We start from the raw sequence: 17,737 nt of genomic DNA on the forward strand, positions 1-17,737 counted from the left end.
ATCGGCGTCGACAGAAAGGATGAGGCACGTATGACCCACGCGGAACAAGACGACCAGAAAGGTCGGGGTGGCTTATCACGCCGCTCATTGCTCTTCGGGGGTGCCGCGACCGTAGCGGGAGCTGCGGCCGTTGTCGGCGTCGATGCGTTCGCAAGCAATCGAGAAGATCAGGCGAGGCAAGAAGCTCTCGCGGATGCTGACGTCATCCAAGGCGTCAAGAAGCTACCGTTCTATGGCAAACACCAAGCCGGCATCGAGATGTACCCGCAGGCGCATCAGACTCTGGTGGGGTTGACGCTGAAGAAGACAGCGGACCGCGAAGGTCTCCACCGGATGCTGAATATTCTTACCGACGATGCGTCCCGCCTCACGCAGGGTGACGGTGCGTTGGCGGATACGGAGCCGGAGCTCGCGCTCTATCCCTCGCGGCTCACCGTGACGTTCGGTTTCGGCTCTGAGATGGTCAAGCGGATCAACCCTGACCCGAAGGTCATGCCGGACTGGCTCAAGCCGCTGCCGAAATACAAACGTGACACCCTGAAACCGGAGTGGACTGGCGGGGACTTCCTGATTCAGGTGGCAGCGGATGATCCGGTGACGGTCGCTCACGCAACCCGCATGTTGCTCAAGGACTCGCGACATTTTATGGATGTCGCGTGGGTTCAGCAGGGGTTCCGGCGCGCCTATGGATCGCAGAAAGACACCCACACGCAGCGCAACCTTTTCGGGCAGCTGGACGGCACCGTGAATATGGCGCCGGAGACGGATGATTTCGCTTCCGTCGTGTGGGAAGGGCCTAAGGCGAACCCTGCCTGGCTTGATGGTGGGACGAGCTTGGTGATCCGCCGCATCGAGATGATGCTGGATAAGTGGGACCGCCTGGACCGCGATGGCCGCGAAGCCTCTGTAGGCCGCCGCATGGCTTCCGGCGCCCCGTTGACGGGCCAGAAGGAGCACGACGAACCTGACTTTGAGGCCAACAACGCGGCCGGGTTCCCGGTGATCGCGGACTTCGCGCACATCCGCCGGGCACGCTCGGATAACCCGCACGAGCGGATCTTCCGCCGCGTCTATAACTACGACGTGCACCCCACCGGGACCGAAGTCTCAGATTCCGGGTTGATTTTCACCGCGTTCCAGCACAACCCTGTGACCCAGTACGCGCCGCTACAGAAGCGGCTTGATGAGCTTGATCTGCTCAACGAGTGGATCACCCACATCGGCTCGGCAGTGTTCGCGATCCCGCCAGGATGCAAAGACGGCGGGTTCATCGGCGAAACCCTCTTCGCGTAACTGTCCTCAGGCCGCCGCTGGAGCGCACAGCGAGGCCAGGCCTCCAGCGCGGCTAGGCCGCCGCTGTTTTGGCGTTGGCTTTAGCTGAGAGCCGTTGCGCGCGTGCGAGCATGCCGGCGTCACCAAGCTGCGTGCCCATCGTGGTTAAGGCCCCTGCGAGTGCGGTGGGGCTCGTGGCTTTGGCTGAGGCGTCGTCGGCGGCTAGCTCAACCAGCAGGAGTGAGGCGCGGCGTAGCTCGCGGCCGGCCCGTAACGCGCCGAGGGCAATCGAGTTCACGTGGGCGATGCGTAGCGCGAGCCCGTGGCGTTGGGTGAGGTGGGCGTGTTCGTGCGCTATGACCGCGTCGAGTTCCGCGTCTGTGAGGGCTTCGCGCAGGCCGGAGGAGATGAAAACGGTCGCGTGCTTGAGGGGCACTGCGCATGCGAGCAGTTCGGCGGCGTGGAAGAGGATGAGTTCGTAGTCGCGGTGCTGGATGCGTTGATAGCTCGCTGATTCTAGATGCGAGACTGTGGATCTCTGGATTTCCACGAGTGGTTCGGTCGCGGTATAGATCAGCGCGGTGACCGCGCCGAGCGCGAGCAGGCCGACCCAGGCCAGCATCGACAGCGTGAGTGATTCCAGCCCGGTTTCCGCTTTAGGGGTGGCGACGGCGGTGGTTGCGCTCAAGATGAGGCCGAGCAGAGTCAACCCAAGACCGGTGAAGAACGCGCCGAACCACAGAGTAAGGGCGAGCCTCGGGCGGCGAACATGCCAGTGGCCCTTGGTGAGCACGATGGGCGCTACAAAAGCGAGCGCTGTTGCGGTGCCGAAGCACGTGAGAACCCACCAGAGCATAGTCGCAGTATGTCAGGAAACGGCGTTACTTCTTGGAACTGAACGCTTGGTTAAGCAGGGCGACGTCTGCGGCATCGAGGTTACCGGCGAAAGCGAGCAGGGCCGCCTTGCGGTCATTGGCTTGGCCGAGGGCTGCGAGCATTCCGTGGCTCGCGGCGTCTTCATCGCTACGGACAGCCTGGAAGGTTGTCTTGCGTGGAGAGGGACCGCCCCGGGTGACTTCGCCTTTCTTCTCTAAGCGGGCGAGCACCGTCATCAGCGTCGTGTATGCCGGCGTGGGTTCGTCGAAGGCGTCTTGCAGCTGGCGGGCGCTCATGGGGGAGCTGTTCTCCCGCAGAAGGTCTAGGACTTCGCGTTCCAGCTGGCCGCGTTCGCGAATCGGCGTCACGGTTGGGTCACCTCCTTGCTGAAGTTATGGGGAATTATCCCTGATCGATCCTATATAACACTACAAGATGTGGCATCGGATGTCGCGTTGGTTCTTGTGGCTGTGACAGTAACTTAGGTTGTTGGTGGGTAGGCTGGTTTCATGACCTTTCAGCGTGTACAGCAGGTTCGTGTTGCCGTCCCTCGTGAGGCCGTATGGGGTGCCTTGATGACCCCGGATGTGTGGCCCGTGGTGGACGATGCGATCCAGCGCTGCGCGCCGGTGGCTGAGGATGGCACGGTTCTGGACGATGTGGCCGCGGGTGAGACCGGTGACCTGACGGTGGGGCAGCGGATCATGGTGGTTCCTCGCGCGGTGGCGCGGGGCACGGTGCACGCGTTGACGGCACCCCCTGCGCGGGTTGTTGAGATGCATGAGGGTCTGCGTTTCGCGTGGCAGCAGGATCAACCTGGCGGGTTCACGAAGGTCACGTGGTCGCTGATTGATTCCGCGGATGGTCGCGGGACCGTGGTCGAGCGGCGGATCGAGGCTGAGGGGCCTCTCGGGTCAGCGGCTGGTGGGGCGGCTTTCGGCGGCCTGCTGGATAGCGATCTATCCAAGGTTGGTGCTCGCCTTTTCGAGATGCTCGCGGAGCCTGCCGATCACGATGCCGCACGTGCGTTGCCGCTGGTTGTGATCGCAGGCGGCACGGGGTTCTTGGGCAGCAGGCTTGCCCACACGTTGATGGCACGGGGCCGCCGCGTGGTGGTTTTGAGCCGTTCGCGGCGCACCGGGGGTTTGGTTCCGCGGCGCCAGTGGGATGGCGTGAGCGTTGGGGAGTGGGCGGAGGTTTTCGCTGACCCTGCCGGGGTTTCGATTGTGAACATGGTGGGGCCGCGCATGTTCAAGAAAGCGACGGCCGCGAAGATGGCGGAACTTCGCGTGGCCAGACTGACGGCGGCGCGTGCGCTGGCTCAGGCGGCGCGGAAGGCGAGGCGCGTGACGGGGTGGGTTCACGCATCGGCCCTTGCCTTGACTACCGATGTGGATGCGCCGGTATATACCGCGCAGACCGCGCCGGACTGGGCGCCGGAAGCGGTTCAGGGAATGGCCGCGTTGTTGCGTGAGTGGGAGAACGATGCACCTGAAAATGCCGTGGTGGTGCGGACCGCGCCCGTTCTGGGTTCCGGGATGCCGGGGCTTGCAGGGTTGAAGGCTGTTGCGGCATCGCGTGTGCGGCCGAGCGTGGACCCGTGGCTGTCCTGGATTCACGTGGAGGACTGGGCGCGGATTGTTGTGCATGCGCTGCTCATGCAGGAAGAGCAGACGGCCGATGCTGGTGCTCTCCAAGCGTTGAATGACCGGGTTGTGGTGGCGGCGGCTCCGGAGCCGATCAGGCTTTCGGAAGCGCTGCGGCTACTTGGTTCCGAGTCTGGTGGGGGTGTTCGGTTGCCGGTTCCGGCTGGTGTGATGCGTGCCGCTGGCGGGTTGGCGGGACTTGAGCCGGGGCTTCTGCTGCATGGTGTGAAGGCGGAGACGAACGCGGTTGAGGTGGTGGGGCCTGTGTTTGAGTATCCAAACTTTGAGCGGGCCGCGGTGACCTTCCGCTAAGGGAAGGTCACCGAGCCCGCCCAGAGTGTGCTGCCTAGCCGCGGCTAGATGGCGTCGGTACCGGTTGTGTCTGGCCCACCCTTCGGCCGGGTGCGCTTGAGCTCGTAGAAGGAAGGGACCGGCGCGAGCTTTTCGAGGCCGTCCCACAGGTCGAGGCCTTCTTCGCGGCTCGGCAGGGCGTTGATGACAGGCCCGAAGTAACCCTGTGGTTCCGCGCTGTCCTTCGTGAAGAGAACGATTGGCACGCCGACGTCGTTGCCGACCGCATCGAGCGCTGCTTGCTGTTCGGCTTCGAGGTGAGCGTCCCAGGACTCGTCGTCCGCGGCGTCGGCGAGGGATGCGTCAAGGCCGTGGTCCGCCAGGACGGTGGCGATGAGGGTGTCATCCATGTTGCTGTTTTGGGTGTGGTAGGCGCGGCCGAATGCGGTGTAGAGCTCGCCGGCGTCGGCACCGTTCTTTTCGGCGGCGGCGATGACGCGCAGTACGCGGTGGCCAGCGATGTGCCCGCGGCCGTTGTGGTCAGCGGTACCGTTACCGAGTTCGTCGTTTTTGATGGCGAGTGAGAAGGGGCGCCAGGTGACGGTGATGTCGCGGTCTTCTTGGACGCGGACGAGCCAGCGGCTGGTGACCCAGCAGAAGGGGCAGCAGGGGTCGTAGTAGAAGTCAACGGTGGTGCTCATGACGCTCCTTCGGTTGGGGCCTTAGGTAAGTGCTTGCGTATGAGGCAAGCTCATCTGTTTTAACCGGTTCCGGGACCGGGTTTATTCCTTAGCGGCATGAGTCCTGCGGCTGGGTTCGCTATGGGTTGAAAACGCAATCTACGCACCTACGGAGGGGTAAAATTATAAGTGTAAAGTTGGTCTTCGCGAAGGAGCGAATGATGTCGGAATTTAACAACGCAGTTGAGTTCACAACTGTCACAGTTCTGGGTGGAGGCGTGCTGGGATCGCAGATCGCGATGCAGGCCGCTTACCACGGTAAAGACGTCACTATTTACGATCCGTTCCAGGAATCCATCGACAAGCTGCCAGCCCGCTGGGCGTGGATGCGCAAGGGGTATAGCGAGGACCTGGCCGACTTCACGGACGAGAAGTTCGAGGAAGCTGTAGCGCGCATCAAGACAACAACTGACCTTGAAGAGGCGGTTTCCGACGTCGACATCATCATCGAGGCTGTCCCGGAGAACCTTGAGCTCAAGCGCGAAACCTGGACTAAGGTCGGCAAGCTGGCTGATGAACGGACCCTGTTGGCGACCAACACGTCGTCGTTGTTGCCGTCGCTGTTTGCTGACTCGACGGGCGCTCCGGAGCGTTTCGTCGCGATCCATTATGCGAACCGGATCTGGAAGCAGAACCTCGCGGAGGTCATGGAGACCCCGAAGACGGAGCAGGCCTTCGTTGAGAAGGCGCTGACGTATGCCAAGGAGACCGGCATGGTTCCCGCTCATGTGAAGAAGGAAACCCCTGGCTACTTCCTGAACTCGCTACTGATCCCATGGCTCAACGCCGGTAGCGACCTGTACATGAACGGCGTCGGTACCCCTGAGGACATCGATAACGCGTGGAAGCTCGGAACGGGCTTTGCACGCGGCCCGTTCGAGGTGTACGACGTGGTTGGTTTCCACGTGGCTTCCAACATCGCAAGCACGTCCGAGGATGAGACCCGTCAGCGTTTCGGTAAAAAACTCAAGGAAGCGATCGATGCCGGGTTCAGTGGTATCGCAGATGGCAAGGGCTTCTACATCTATGACGAGAACGGCAAGCCGGTAGGCCCGAACGAGTTCTTCACTGAGTGAGGCACATGGCTGGTGTCTCGGCGGGGGTCGCTACGGTTGTGTAGCCTCGGTTGTGTAGGCGGGGCGGCGTAGGCGTCCAGTTCACCACCCCAGCTTGGTCGCGGTGAACCAGGCAGGCGGAAGGCCCCGGGAGCGAAACGATCCCGGGGCCTTTGCAGTGCGGTAGGTGCTGCAGCTAGATGAGGCTCAACGCTAGTGTGGCGCAGGACAGGGCGAGCATTCCTAGGCAGTTGATCCAGAAGGCTGAGCCTGTTGCTTTCGCGCGGATGTGGGCTATGGCTGCGCAGAGGAAGTAGGCGATCACACCGCTGTTTGCGGCGAAGGCTAGCCCTGGAATCCAGATCCCTGCGATGAGCCCGGCTGCTGCAAGCGCCTTGATGACGAGTAGGGACCACCACCATTCTTCAGGAAAGCGGACACCGTGGAGGCAGTCGCGAATAAATTGGACCGGCCGGATTGATAGCGCAATGTCGATGAGGAGGACTGCTGCTAAGAGTGCTGGTGGTAACCATGCTGAGGGAATCAGGATCATGAGTTGCTTCCTGTAGGTGGGCAGATTGCGGTGAAGACTTTGCGTAGCTGGGTGAGGAGGTCGGTGCCGGACTGCTCGGTGGTGGATGCCCAGATGAATAGGTTGCCGATGTAGGCAGAATGAAGGGCTTCGGCCCGCCCGCGTGTGTCTGCTGGGTTTGTGCACCCGTGGGCGGTGATGAGTTGTTCGAACACTGTGATGAGTCGGCGTGCGAGGTCGGTGAAGACGACGGAGGTGTGGCGCCCGCTCACCAGGATCGATGCGTAGGTTCGGGCGAGTTCGCGGCGTTCCTCGAAGAGAGTGACGAACGGCTCCACGATGGCCACCGCACTCTCTCCGCACGGTTTGTTGGGATCTAAGACGGGGGTGTCGATGCGCTGTTGGCGTTGATCGATGAGGTCATCGAAGAGCTCAACGAGGAGGGCTTCTTTGTCCCCGGCGGCCATGACGGTGCCGACGCTCACGCCGGCTTCTTGCGCGATGTCGCGAACTGTCGTGGATGTGAACCCGCGCTCGCCGAATAGACGATGTGCAGCTTCCAACACGGCGCGACGGGTTGCTTGCCGCGTTTCTGTCCGAGTAAGGGCCACGGAAACCTCCTGAACATGTTCACTGAACACGTTCAGTCTATCCTGTCCATCGGATCTTTTGAGTACCGGGCTTTGTCTGTCAGGCCATCCTGGAAGGAATCGGTACGATTAGAGCGCAACTCGGGTTTGCTGTGTTAGCTTGTCTAGTCCTCAGCTGCATTGCCCGCCCTATGACCGGTACGGCAGAGGGACGGTCCTCGCGTCACGTCTCACAGACCCCAAGCTCTGATCAGCGCGGTTGGGCCCCTATAGGTAACCAGACTCGCAGAATCCAGCTAGTACTAGTTGTAACTTATCGGTTGGTGCTCTCGTATCGTGGTTGAACCGCGGTCGTCCAGCGGCGATTCCGAACGCACCTATACGTGCTAGAGGTTGATCTGTTAGAAGAGTTCTAACGCATGCGGGAAGGTTTGCAAAACGGGGAACTCGATTGGCCAGGAATCGCTGGCCTCGGCGGTTACCATTAGCCATATGCCCAACTCTCAGGCGTTGCCCCCATACGGATCGGCTCGGGATCTTCCTTCAGCTATGAAACTGGAGCAACAGATTAAAGCCTTCATGCATTTCAAGTGTTTGATGCCGAAGTCTATGCGCCAGGAGCTTGAACGCCTCAAGAAGGAGTATAGAAGAATCGTCGATACGGTCGATGCCTTCTACGCTTTGCTTGGTCCTCGTAACTGGGTCTTCACTGGAGACCTGAACCTAGAAAAGATGACTGAAATCGTTTCAGACTCCGACCCGGAATCTGCTGATCTGCGACTTATTGAGTATTATCAAACGCCAGAACTAATTTCTTCGTTGCTTTTGCGGCTCTATCGGTTCTCCGAGATGCAACCCCGCATTCCACTGTTGGAGAAAGCTCTAGACGACTACGAAGCAGGTCGCTTCTATAGCACGGTTCTCGTTCTGCTTTCGGTTATGGATGGCTTTGTCAACGAACTGGACCCCGGTCAGCGGAAAGGACTTCATGCCCGGAAGTCTGAGGACATGGTCGCTTGGGATAGCGTTGTTGGACATCATCTCGGGCTCAGACATGCGCACAAATCATTCACCAAGGGGTATTACAAGACGAGCGTCGATGAAACAACTGAACTGGCTCGCAACGGCATCATGCATGGAGCCCTATTGAACTATGACAACAAGGTAGTAGCGACAAAGGCCTGGAACAGGCTATTCGCAGTTGCAGATTGGGCTGATGCCTGTGGGAATCGACAAGTTTCCACCGACCCTAACCCAACGCTGGGCCAGCTGATCAGGCAGTGGTATGAATTACAAGTAGAAAGGGTAAGGCTTCGCCGCTGGGAGCCTCGTGTATACGGTGGGGAATCATTCGATGGAGCCACATCGGACGTGCATGACGTATGTACGGATTATCTTGTGCGGTGGAGTAAAGGCCAATGGGGACCTATGGGCCAACACTTTATGCAGACTGGTTCGAAGCCAACTCCAATTGGGCAGCTCGCTAACGAAGCAAAGTTACTTTACCAAGAGAAAAAACTCGAAAACTGGGAGATCCACCAAGTGCGGCACGAGGCACCCGCTGTCGCGTTTGTAGATGTCAAACTGACTGTAAATGCAGAAGCCTATCTAACAGAGTTACGTTGGGTCCGCATTGATGGAAGTGGTGCGAGTGTTTCAGAATGGCACGAAGGCAGATGGTCGCTGTCACAGTATGCGCCGGCATGCTTCCTGAATCCAGGGCCAAATTAATGTCTAGAGACCGAACGTTTTGCTCGCTCCGCGTTGCGAGCGGGCGGGGCGCATAAGGCGACAAAACGGGTAGTAATAAACATGTATAACGGAGATGTGGCTTGTGACTCTTGACCGAAGGTGAGAATGAACGGCAAGCGAGAAGCCGGTACGGGTCTGTCTGGTAGTGAACGAGACGTGCGGCAAGTTCCTCGGGAGATATGATTGAGAGAAACCGAGATCCAAGAACCAACCGGAGCCATACAATCATAATTTTCCTCGAGTTTTCCCCCGTTTCGGAACCTTGGTGATTCGAGATATGCCGCGGCGTTGCTGAAGCAGAATCTCATCCTTACTGTTTTCAAGAACTTCTAGTCGGCTAAGGACTCGGTTTTGAATATCGGGAGTCCAATAGATCTCAAGGTTCTTCCGGGCCCGCGTAATCGCGGTGTAAAAGATACTATGAGATATGTTTTCTTCGTTTCCATCCGTAACGACGACTTTTACTGAGTCGAACTCGAGCCCCTGTGCTTTGTGGATCGAAACGGCGTAGGCGATCTGGAACGGCACGATGGTTGTCGTGGAGTCATCGTCCTCATCCGTGTTCGGAAGCTCGGTGACGTCGAAGCGCACCACTGAGCCACGGACCACGCACAGGTTTGACTCCTTTGCCTCGGCAATAGTCACATCGCGATCGAGATCAAGCTCGATGTCGAATGTGATCTTTCCTGGTACCTGTTTGATCGCAACGATAGTTCCTTTCATGTTGTTGAAAATCAAAGGGCGGAAACGATCGATTTCATTAAAGAGCACCGGATCGCCAACTTTATAGGAAGCGTCACCCCAGACATAACCCTTGTGTAGGTTGCTTGCCTGAAGGAAACGGTTGACATTGTTGATTCCGTATAGACCGTCGTAGTTCAGGCAGAGTACTATTTCGTCTGCGCCGTTGCGCTTGAATAGTGACTCGCCCAGCTCCTTCGAATAGTGATTCATTGACAGCGACTCTTCAATCCGGTCGTCAAGGTCACGCACACGATCCCAGAGGGAAAGGAGACCTTCATTTGTCGTGCGATACGGATGCATCAGTTCATGTACCGAGGTTGGCGGGATATATGAGCGAATCGTGCTAAACCAGTTTCCAAACTCGATAGACTCAATTTGATAGACATCCCCGACCAGCACCAGCAGGTCGAATTTGGTGTTTTCGAGCACTTCGAGGAAGGCGGCGTTACTGACAGTGCTGCATTCATCGATGACTACGATGCTGAAATGTCCCGACGTTTCAGCGTTGCCCTTCAAATGTTTCGCGATTGTGCTGAAGTATGAATTGCGAGCGCCAACGCGGCGTTTCAAGTTATCGACGGCAGGGTTAGTGTGGGCAAGGAAAAGTTTCCGCTCATCCTCGAAGAACTTTGCGATGTGACTCACCATCGTGGACTTACCTGTGCCAGCAGCTCCGTAGATAAGAGCTACCTTCGAATTGATGAAAAGTTTCTTCAGTGAAGCGGCTTTGGTTTCATCGTCAATCTTTTGAGGATCATCGTCTGGAAGCTTTGCATTTTCGTCGAGCCATCGAGCAACGTCATGTGCATAATCGGGGAGGCCGTCCGCTGCGATTTCCTGGAGTTGTTGGATGATCTTTACGGTCCCGTCCTCATATCCGGTGATGAAAACGTGGCCGTGGGAACGTTGAAGTTTGCGGGGGGCGTGATTTTCTGTCGGTGGCAGAAGACGATTATGGAGCCTAATCAGCTCATCGAGATTCTCGAAGTCTTCCAGGTCGGTTTCTGGGGTATAGATAACGCCATGTTGCTCAACGTTGTAGGCTACTTGCCTTGCAAGTAGCTCGTGTGGCCGGGTAGATGAATCGATGCTTTCTGCAAGGTCGGCATACGGCGGATTATGTTTCCGAGGCGAGGTGCAGAATGGTATGGTATCGAATGGTCTACATTGGTTTGAAACGTTTAGGTTCGACAGCCGCTTGTTTTGGCGTCTGTCGTATTGCGCCTTGATAATCTTGTTGTTCATCCGTAGTAGCAGATACCGTAAGAGACGAGCTCCCGGATCGTCACGCTGGATTATTGCTCGGGCGGCATCGAGCGCAGCAAAAATCTGAGGGGTGCCGCTGGCAGTCGGTAGGATCTGGTCCTTCACCTGGTGGTATGTTTCATTTGGTGAGTCAATGAGATCGAGCAGGTTGTGACGTGTCTTGGTTAGGTAGTGCATCAGGTTGCGATACTCAGCAAGACCTGTGTGTACCTTAATCTCTTGTCCAAGAAGTCGCGCGAAGTTAGTGAACTCACATGGACGGATCGAAACTGACCAGTTACGGACTATGACGATAGGCATTTTCTGGCCAAGAACGTCGATAGTGTCGCTCGACAGTTCGAGTGTCGCAGCATAGTGGTTACTAATGTCAATATCGGTAAAGCCAATGATGCGGTCGAACTTGCTTGTCCGGTTGTGTGCGAGACTGAACGTAAGTTCGTAGTAGATCTGTCTATTAACAAAAAATGGACGCGAGCGGTTGATGTAGTAACGCTTACTTTTACCCGTTAGCGATTCGTGTCGCGAAGCCCTGATCCGGGCAGCGATCTTCTCATAGTACGACTGTAATGCTGGATCTTCTTCAAAGGGGAAGGCCTCGAGGTTTTGGAGGATGTCGAGGCCGAGTATTTGCTTCGCAAGTTCGCGAGTGCGAAATAGGTATTCAAGGTACTTTGCCATTAGGCGCCTAGAGGCGTCTGGCCCGGGGGTGTAGTGGGACACGCTCGCTTGGAGTTGTCTGTGGAAACGTAGTAGTACGCGGTAGCGAGCATCATTTGCGGCTATCTTCTTTGCATTTTGAAACTGTTGCCTATAGTCGTAGGTTTCGGTTCGGTCTTGCACGTGCGCACACACTATCAACCCTTCGACGAGGTGTCGTAGGAATTGTAGAACGTTCTGGGCGAGGAGACCGCGGTCGGACGCAAACTGTGAGATATTTCCCTCGATTGCATTGCTTGCCTCCAGAACATGTTGCTCTATCGTGGTCATAGTGAACGCCCTTCATTGGTGGAGGTGCTGCTGACGTTGGGAGTAAATGTCAGCGATGCTTGAGAATGATCTTAGTCAAGGCATCAAACATCGACCGCAGTGCTGGTCATGATTGCCGGACTCAATCCAGTGAGAATTGAGTTCCGCTGAAAATATTTCATCGCTCGAGTCGCTGTTAAGCAACTTTGTGTAAGTTTAAATAAAAGAATATATCAATACTCCAATATTCGATCTCTGGATTCTCTATTCATTTCTTGGTGGTCCGGGTTTAGGTTCTCGATATACATCAATTGTCGCCACGCCAGCGTGATGTCGGATATAGGTTGCGAGAGCTGGGATGCTCAACATTTCAGTGTTTATGAAATCATCCATGCGAGGGATATTATGCGTTTAGCCGCTTTCGTCATGGACTGCCTTGTCGTTGAGGCGTAGGCCAGGTGGTTTGGTCTTGCCATAGGTCTGGATACTGCTAACCGCATAGTGATTCTTGCGCTTATTGGCTAGCGCCCGGGCGCCGGACAGGAGAACGATTGTTGATTGCCCGGCCGTAGGATAAGCGCGTTCAACTGAGTACCATCCCGTTGAGAAAATGCCCGGTATCTCGTGCAGAGGTTGTCCATCTTGAGGCCTACTGTAACGTTCTAGTCTCGCCGCGGGCTTGTCCGATGGCTTCAAGGGTCGCAATGCTCGTGCTTGGAACCCTGTAGATAGCTGGTTTCAATGGGATGGTCATTGTGGGTATCGAACTTGTGTGCACTGGAATGGTTGGGCCTAAGAAGGAGTCCCACCCGCTAGTGGTCTGGGCTAGTGTGGCAAGGGCCGAGCAATGACAGAGAGGTCACCATGTTCTCCTTCTTCAAGAAAATATTCAGCACCACAAAGCAGGATGAGCAAGAGCATGTAGAGATCGAAGCTTCCGACGCTGCTCCGCCGGTCCCAGTACCCGAATTCGATTACACCGCGCGAGTCCCCGACGGGTGGATCCTATACGTTGACGGCGGCGATTACGAGACGGTGCCGGTTACGTCTTACGGGCAGATCAGGTGGGCGCTGGAAGAACTTCAGGAACTCGTGAGAGAGGCCGAGACGGCTTTCCTCATCATCAGCAATGACGCTATCCCAAACAGTTGCGCCCAAACTCTTTGCTTCAAGCCAGATAAGCGCGGACCAGACCAGGGCATACACTTCTACCGAAATGAGGTACAGGTCACTGGTGAAGGCTGTTACATCTACGGGAAACCCATAAAAAAGGGGAAAGTTTTTTTGGATCCTAAAATCGATGACACCGCTCTTATCTTTTGCACCTTCATCCGAGATGGCGGCAAACTCCCCGAGTTTCCGCATTTAGCGCACTTCTACGAGAAGTACTAAACCGCGCTCCGTGTGCATCCGAAAGCTCACGCCCGGCTCCAGGCCGGCACCTGAGTGGAGCCGCGGCCACCACTTGGCGAAACTTCAGGAAACATCGGTAGCCTTGTTTAAAAGGTTGAATCACGTCGCGGCGCATAACACCGCCGCCGTCTAGGGAGGTTCAGATGACGTTCGTCAACATCACGGCACTCACATACCCCGAAGGGGCCGAAGCCGAGATCGAGCAGCGTTTCGCTGCACGGAAGAAAGCCGTGGACACCGCTGAAGGTTTCCAAGGGTTTGAACTGTTGCGTCCGCAGATCGGGGAGGACCGCTACTTTGTTGTGACCCGTTGGGAAACCCGCGAGCACTTCCAGGCATGGCTTGATGCGCGCCCGGCCCGCGATCACGGCGACGATGAGCAGCGCGGCATGAGCGTGGAACTGCTCGGCTTCGACGTCGTCCCATTCAACGAGTAGCCCGCACCTGCCTCAAATCTGTCCGCGGCCGCCATCGCTCATTGTGTGCGGTCGCGGACAGCCTCGTTAATGCGCCGTTCCAAACCAACCGGATCATCAACGGAAAGAATGAGGCGACTGTACTCAAACGCCGGGTCCAGTTCGATCACGAGCACGTCCGATGCGCCCGTCACGTTCCAATAGTGGCGTTCCCCGTCCTTGCGGTACGTCGCCGACACCTTCTTACCCAGCGTATTCAGCCCCGGCGAGCGGAACCCCTTCGGTTCCGTTACCACGCCAGGGTCGAATGTAGCCCCGCGAACAAGTGCCAGCGGCACACGGATTTCCCTCTTGAATGACCACATCTTGTCTAGGCCGCGCGGGGTGACGATGAGCTCCCCGTCTTGAATTTCAACCTTGTTGCGAGCCATGCGTTTCTCCTTCTTCAAAATCTATAGATCTAGCCGGTTGCCTCGGTGAGGCAAGCCCGCTCGAGCGCTCGCTGACCAAGCGCTTGAGCTGTAATCCCATTGGCGTCGATGATGAGCTGAACCAATTCCGCAACGTCACGGTTGTGGGGAGCGATCTCAAAAACAGCGACGTTGAGCAAGTCAAGCAACGCCCCGCGGCCAGGACCGTTGTCGCCATCGCTGTGTTCGTCTGCGGCATGTTTGAGGGCCGCAACGAAAATGCCTTGCTTCGAGCCGAAGATCGAATACAGGCTGCCCCTCACCACGCCCGTGGTTTTCACGACCTCGTCGATCGAGGTAGCAGTGAAGCCCCGCCTAATGAACAACTCACCCGCCTGCTGCAGGAGAGTCGCCGTATCAAACTCCCGTGGTCTTGCCATAGTTTCAGAATATGCGTTCTAGAACTGGTGGTCAAGAATGTTCTGTGGGTGGATCGAGGCGTGTAGAGGACAGTATTCGTGCCTAAGAGAAACTGGAGAATGAAGGCCCTCGAAACCTAGACGTCCGGAGGCGAGTTCTCGGACTAGCTCTTAATTTGCTCAGCCCAAAACGGATCCTTGAACCAATCATTAGGCATCCCCATAGCCTCCAGCGGAAGGTTGGGGTGTTCGTCTATAAGCGACTTCAGTCTCGATGCCCAGGTGCTGTGAGGAGACAGGGTCAGTAGCAACGACTGAAGTGCCACGAGAACCGGATAGAGCCGAGCGCGTCGTTGAGTGCTTTCAGCGACGGCTGATCGGTCCGACAGCCATGCCACCGCGGGCGAGGTCGGAAGCATCGGCGAAACGCCTAAAACCGTATTCCACAACCGACCATGATGTGCGCAGATGTTTCGCACACGAACGAATGTGCGCATTCAAGATTCGAGAAGTGGCGCGTCTATACCCAACGTCTTAGCGATCGCTGTCTTATCGGCGCGTCGTTTCAGGTTATCCACCAGGCGTTCCATCTGCCCCAAGGTGCGTCGCTCCATGACAATCCACGACGGAGGGAGATCTGGCTCGCCATATGTCAATAGGTAATGTTCAAGCGCCGACCGGTGTACCAGGGTGCCGTCTGTTTGCTCAGGTTTGGCGCGAAGCTGATCTATGCAATCGTCACGCACCAACTGAAGAAACTTATTGTGGTGTCGTCTATTGCGGAAATGTTTCGCTTCCTGATACCAAAATGCTCCGTGAGGAAGTGACATATGGTCGGTGACGGCAGCCCGAAATGCAACCTCGACTGGTTCCAGCGCATCTAGGACCAGCAAACGGAGCTTGCGGTCGAAAAAATATAGATTCAAAAGGTCATCAAAGACGATTCCATCCCTGAATTTATCTGAGTCGTGCCGTTTGAATGGGATGGTGTATGGCGATAGACGGTAGTAGCCGATGTTGCGAAGGTGGCGTTCAGCATGTGCTCTGTCGGGAATAGGCAGTCCACGTTCTTGCATAAGCGCAACGAGTTCGGGATGGTTCAAGGCTGGTTTGTTATAAACCGCCTGACCCCTATCGCGTGGTTCCTGTTGGCTCATTTACCGCCCCAGTGGGGTAGAAAAAATCCCCCAAGTGCGCTTCCGTGGAGAGGCGTGGGAGATATAGTGCGTTCCAGATTAGCATGAGGTAAGCGTGATTGTCGTGGTTTCACGCCATCCATCGCCGCGAACACGACTTGCTGTTCTCTAGGTTTCGGCCGGGGGAAGGTCGCCGCTCGTGTGAATGTGTAGTGCGGAGATGAACTCCTGGTAGAGGGTGTCACGAGTGAGGAGGTCGCGGTGGGTTCCTGCGTCTCGCACCTGACCGTTCTCGAGGACGATGATCTGGTCTGCATCGAGCACGGTGGATAAGCGGTGTGCGATGGTGACGACCGCGCCTTCTCGTGAAGCGGTGGCGATGAGGTTTTGGATGGCTGCTTCGGTGGTCGCGTCGAGCTGGGCGGTGGCTTCATCCAGCAGGAGCACGTTCGGGCGACGAACCAGGGCTCGTGCGACGGCAAGGCGTTGACGCTCCCCACCGGAGAGACTGGTCTCGGCAACGTTAGTGTCCAGCCCGTCACTGAGGGATCGAATCTTCTGATCGAGACGTACTGACGCGAGCGCTTCCCATGCTTCCTCATCGGTGGCGTCGGGCACACGGAAGAGCACGTTGTCACGAACGGTGCCGGGGATCACAGGGGTTTCTTGTTCGACGTAGGCGATGCCTGACCTGACATCATCGATGCTCAAGTGCTCGTACGGGACACCGTTCAGTTCGAGTCGCCCTGAGGTGGGGTCGATGAAACGGAGTAGTAGTGAGAAGACGGTGGTCTTTCCCGCTCCGGACGGGCCGACGAGTGCGATGTGCCCCTTGCGCGGGATGGCGAGAGTAATGTCGCGCAGCGCGGGGGTTTCTGCGTCGGCGTAGCCTGCTGTGACCGCACGGAGCGTAAGCACCGGGGTATCAGGATGGCTCACAGGAGCAGGTGCATCGGCGGGGCGAGCGTGCGTGTCTTCGAGTTCGAGGTGTTCGGTTTCGCGAATGCGTGCGGCGGCGGCGAGGCCACTTTGGAGGGTGGAGAATGCCCCGGCCAGTGAGGTGATCGGGTCAACGATGTTGAAGGCATACATGAGGAATGCGACAAGAGTGGACACAGCAAGCTCGCCGAGCGCGACTCGTCCTGCGCCGAGGCCGAGGATGACGATGATCGCCAGCTGCACCCCGCCGCCCGCGACCGACCACGCCAGTGCCGAGAACCAGACCGATCGGATCGCGTGCCGGGCAGATTCTTCGGCTTTTGCGTTCACCCGTGCGATCTCGCGGTGCTCGGCACGGCTGGATTTCACGGTACGCAGGGCACGCACCCCGCCCTCCAACGTCGCCCCAAGCTCTCCGATGGCGTCCTGTGCGCGTTTGTCAGCTTTACCGATCTGCGGAACGAGCACACCGAACAAGACGCCGACCACGATCAGCGCGAGGAGCGTGGCCAGCAGGAGAGGCCAATCGAGGATCGCCATCAACACAATGGTTCCGACCAGGGATACCAGGCCGTTGATGAGTTGCACGAGACTATTCGTCGTCGCCTCCCGTAGGAGCAGCGTGTCGCTGGTGACGCGGGTGACGAGTTCGCCGGACCGGAAGCGCTGAATTTGCTCCAGCTTCGCCAGCAAGAACCGACTGACCAGGCCACGGCGAGCATCTAGCACGATGCGCTCTGAGAGCCTACCCAGTAGCACGCTCTGGGCGAGGTTCGCGATGACTCCGACGATCAGGATTAGCACCAGGACCGTGACTGGACCTGTGAGGTCGAGATTAGTGCCGAGCGAGTCGAGCACCCACTTGGTGACCATCGGTGTCGCAAGCGCGATCGCCGTTGCGAACAACCCCAGCAACACACCGATGATGAGGGTTCGAAGATGCGGGCGCGAGTACGACCACAACAGCGCGATACCTTCCCGGAACGGGACCGCAGGGCTACCCGACTTCGCGTCGTCGATGCCGTTACTCGGAGATTCAGAGACGTTCATGGTGTCTTTCGTGATCATCTTCGGTGCGGGATAGCGGAACGCCCGGCTAGTGGCGCTACCGGTCTGGAACAGGTTAAGTCAGACCATGAGTTTCTGCAATGGAGCGGCGTACCTTACATATATTGATCGCGTAGCTACAGTCGTGCCTCACATACTTTGAGCGCGTACTCCTACGCTGAACAAGTATGAACAAGGGTGTGGTCTCAATGTCGACACGTATCGAA

16 protein-coding genes are annotated in these 17,737 nt (G+C 57.3%); 6 read left to right on the top strand and 10 right to left on the bottom strand.

The genetic code is table 11. From position 1 onward, the window contains the following. Positions 1-30 precede the first annotated feature (30 nt). On the top strand, positions 31-1,293 hold the full coding sequence (locus tag MHJ63_RS08600; protein ID WP_239447167.1) for a Dyp-type peroxidase: 1,263 nt from the start codon (positions 31-33) through the stop codon (positions 1,291-1,293). A gap of 52 nt (positions 1,294-1,345) precedes the next feature. Here MHJ63_RS08600 and MHJ63_RS08605 read toward each other — a convergent pair whose 3' ends face one another. Next, positions 1,346-2,128, bottom strand: a complete 783-nt coding sequence (locus MHJ63_RS08605; protein WP_052048479.1) for a M56 family metallopeptidase — start codon at positions 2,126-2,128, stop codon at positions 1,346-1,348. Positions 2,129-2,153: 25 nt separating this feature from the next. Beyond that, positions 2,154-2,516, bottom strand: coding sequence for a BlaI/MecI/CopY family transcriptional regulator (locus MHJ63_RS08610; protein WP_239447168.1), 363 nt, complete (start codon positions 2,514-2,516; stop codon positions 2,154-2,156). A gap of 141 nt (positions 2,517-2,657) precedes the next feature. On the opposite strand from MHJ63_RS08610, the gene MHJ63_RS08615 reads away from it, so the two are divergent. Next, positions 2,658-4,106 (top strand): NAD-dependent epimerase/dehydratase family protein, encoded by a 1,449-nt coding sequence (locus MHJ63_RS08615; protein ID WP_239447169.1) that lies wholly within the window; start codon positions 2,658-2,660, stop codon positions 4,104-4,106. A gap of 44 nt (positions 4,107-4,150) precedes the next feature. On the opposite strand, the gene MHJ63_RS08620 is transcribed toward MHJ63_RS08615, so the two are convergent. Continuing rightward, entirely contained in the window at positions 4,151-4,786 is a 636-nt protein-coding gene (locus MHJ63_RS08620; RefSeq protein WP_239447170.1) for a DsbA family protein, read from the bottom strand. Between the two features lie 197 nt (positions 4,787-4,983). Between MHJ63_RS08620 and MHJ63_RS08625 the strand changes: the two genes are divergently transcribed. Next, positions 4,984-5,901, top strand: a complete 918-nt coding sequence (locus tag MHJ63_RS08625) for a 3-hydroxyacyl-CoA dehydrogenase (RefSeq protein ID WP_338110391.1) — start codon at positions 4,984-4,986, stop codon at positions 5,899-5,901. A gap of 175 nt (positions 5,902-6,076) precedes the next feature. On the opposite strand, the gene MHJ63_RS08630 is transcribed toward MHJ63_RS08625, so the two are convergent. Beyond that, positions 6,077-6,433, bottom strand: a complete 357-nt coding sequence (locus MHJ63_RS08630; protein ID WP_239447171.1) for a DoxX family protein — start codon at positions 6,431-6,433, stop codon at positions 6,077-6,079. Continuing rightward, entirely contained in the window at positions 6,430-7,023 is a 594-nt protein-coding gene (locus MHJ63_RS08635; protein ID WP_239447172.1) for a TetR/AcrR family transcriptional regulator, read from the bottom strand. Before MHJ63_RS08635 ends, MHJ63_RS08630 begins: the two co-directional genes overlap by 4 nt. A gap of 528 nt (positions 7,024-7,551) precedes the next feature. On the opposite strand from MHJ63_RS08635, the gene MHJ63_RS08640 reads away from it, so the two are divergent. Beyond that, complete coding sequence (locus MHJ63_RS08640) at positions 7,552-8,733, top strand: hypothetical protein (protein ID WP_239447173.1); 1,182 nt, start codon at positions 7,552-7,554, stop codon at positions 8,731-8,733. 246 nt (positions 8,734-8,979) lie between these two features. Here the strand turns inward: MHJ63_RS08640 and MHJ63_RS08645 are convergent, their stop codons facing one another. After that, on the bottom strand, positions 8,980-11,442 hold the full coding sequence (locus MHJ63_RS08645) for an ATP-dependent DNA helicase (RefSeq protein WP_239447174.1): 2,463 nt from the start codon (positions 11,440-11,442) through the stop codon (positions 8,980-8,982). 1,152 nt (positions 11,443-12,594) lie between these two features. Between MHJ63_RS08645 and MHJ63_RS08650 the strand changes: the two genes are divergently transcribed. Both MHJ63_RS08650 and MHJ63_RS08655 read left to right on the top strand, forming a co-directional pair. Beyond that, a complete protein-coding gene (locus MHJ63_RS08650; RefSeq protein WP_239447175.1) occupies positions 12,595-13,122 on the top strand; it encodes a hypothetical protein in 528 nt (175 codons plus the stop codon). A 164-nt stretch (positions 13,123-13,286) separates the two neighbouring features. Next, positions 13,287-13,580, top strand: coding sequence for an antibiotic biosynthesis monooxygenase family protein (locus tag MHJ63_RS08655; protein ID WP_070507348.1), 294 nt, complete (start codon positions 13,287-13,289; stop codon positions 13,578-13,580). Between the two features lie 38 nt (positions 13,581-13,618). On the opposite strand, the gene MHJ63_RS08660 is transcribed toward MHJ63_RS08655, so the two are convergent. From MHJ63_RS08660 to MHJ63_RS08675, 4 genes are all read right to left on the bottom strand, one after another. Continuing rightward, on the bottom strand, positions 13,619-13,990 hold the full coding sequence (locus MHJ63_RS08660) for a hypothetical protein (protein ID WP_239447176.1): 372 nt from the start codon (positions 13,988-13,990) through the stop codon (positions 13,619-13,621). A gap of 29 nt (positions 13,991-14,019) precedes the next feature. Continuing rightward, entirely contained in the window at positions 14,020-14,409 is a 390-nt protein-coding gene (locus MHJ63_RS08665) for a TetR/AcrR family transcriptional regulator (protein ID WP_239447177.1), read from the bottom strand. Positions 14,410-14,885: 476 nt separating this feature from the next. Next, positions 14,886-15,545: an Abi family protein gene (locus MHJ63_RS08670; protein WP_239447178.1), complete on the bottom strand. Its 660-nt coding sequence runs from the start codon at positions 15,543-15,545 to the stop codon at positions 14,886-14,888. Between the two features lie 147 nt (positions 15,546-15,692). Continuing rightward, complete coding sequence (locus MHJ63_RS08675; protein ID WP_239447179.1) at positions 15,693-17,513, bottom strand: ABC transporter ATP-binding protein; 1,821 nt, start codon at positions 17,511-17,513, stop codon at positions 15,693-15,695. Positions 17,514-17,737: the final 224 nt, after the last annotated feature.

This window comes from Pseudoglutamicibacter albus (genome assembly GCF_022346425.1).
GTDB classification, from domain to species: Bacteria; Actinomycetota; Actinomycetes; order Actinomycetales; family Micrococcaceae; genus Pseudoglutamicibacter; species Pseudoglutamicibacter albus.

Coding starts and splice junctions, on each gene's coding strand:
- MHJ63_RS08620 (WP_239447170.1), bottom strand. CDS start 4,786: ATGAGCACCACCGTTGACTTCTACTACGACCCCTGCTGCCCCTTCTGC.
- MHJ63_RS08600 (WP_239447167.1), top strand. CDS start 31: ATGACCCACGCGGAACAAGACGACCAGAAAGGTCGGGGTGGCTTATCA.
- MHJ63_RS08665 (WP_239447177.1), bottom strand. CDS start 14,409: ATGGCAAGACCACGGGAGTTTGATACGGCGACTCTCCTGCAGCAGGCG.
- MHJ63_RS08630 (WP_239447171.1), bottom strand. CDS start 6,433: ATGATCCTGATTCCCTCAGCATGGTTACCACCAGCACTCTTAGCAGCA.
- MHJ63_RS08640 (WP_239447173.1), top strand. CDS start 7,552: ATGAAACTGGAGCAACAGATTAAAGCCTTCATGCATTTCAAGTGTTTG.
- MHJ63_RS08605 (WP_052048479.1), bottom strand. CDS start 2,128: ATGCTCTGGTGGGTTCTCACGTGCTTCGGCACCGCAACAGCGCTCGCT.
- MHJ63_RS08625 (WP_338110391.1), top strand. CDS start 4,984: ATGATGTCGGAATTTAACAACGCAGTTGAGTTCACAACTGTCACAGTT.
- MHJ63_RS08645 (WP_239447174.1), bottom strand. CDS start 11,442: ATGGCAAAGTACCTTGAATACCTATTTCGCACTCGCGAACTTGCGAAG.
- MHJ63_RS08650 (WP_239447175.1), top strand. CDS start 12,595: ATGTTCTCCTTCTTCAAGAAAATATTCAGCACCACAAAGCAGGATGAG.
- MHJ63_RS08675 (WP_239447179.1), bottom strand. CDS start 17,513: ATGAACGTCTCTGAATCTCCGAGTAACGGCATCGACGACGCGAAGTCG.
- MHJ63_RS08655 (WP_070507348.1), top strand. CDS start 13,287: ATGACGTTCGTCAACATCACGGCACTCACATACCCCGAAGGGGCCGAA.
- MHJ63_RS08660 (WP_239447176.1), bottom strand. CDS start 13,990: ATGGCTCGCAACAAGGTTGAAATTCAAGACGGGGAGCTCATCGTCACC.
- MHJ63_RS08670 (WP_239447178.1), bottom strand. CDS start 15,545: ATGAGCCAACAGGAACCACGCGATAGGGGTCAGGCGGTTTATAACAAA.
- MHJ63_RS08615 (WP_239447169.1), top strand. CDS start 2,658: ATGACCTTTCAGCGTGTACAGCAGGTTCGTGTTGCCGTCCCTCGTGAG.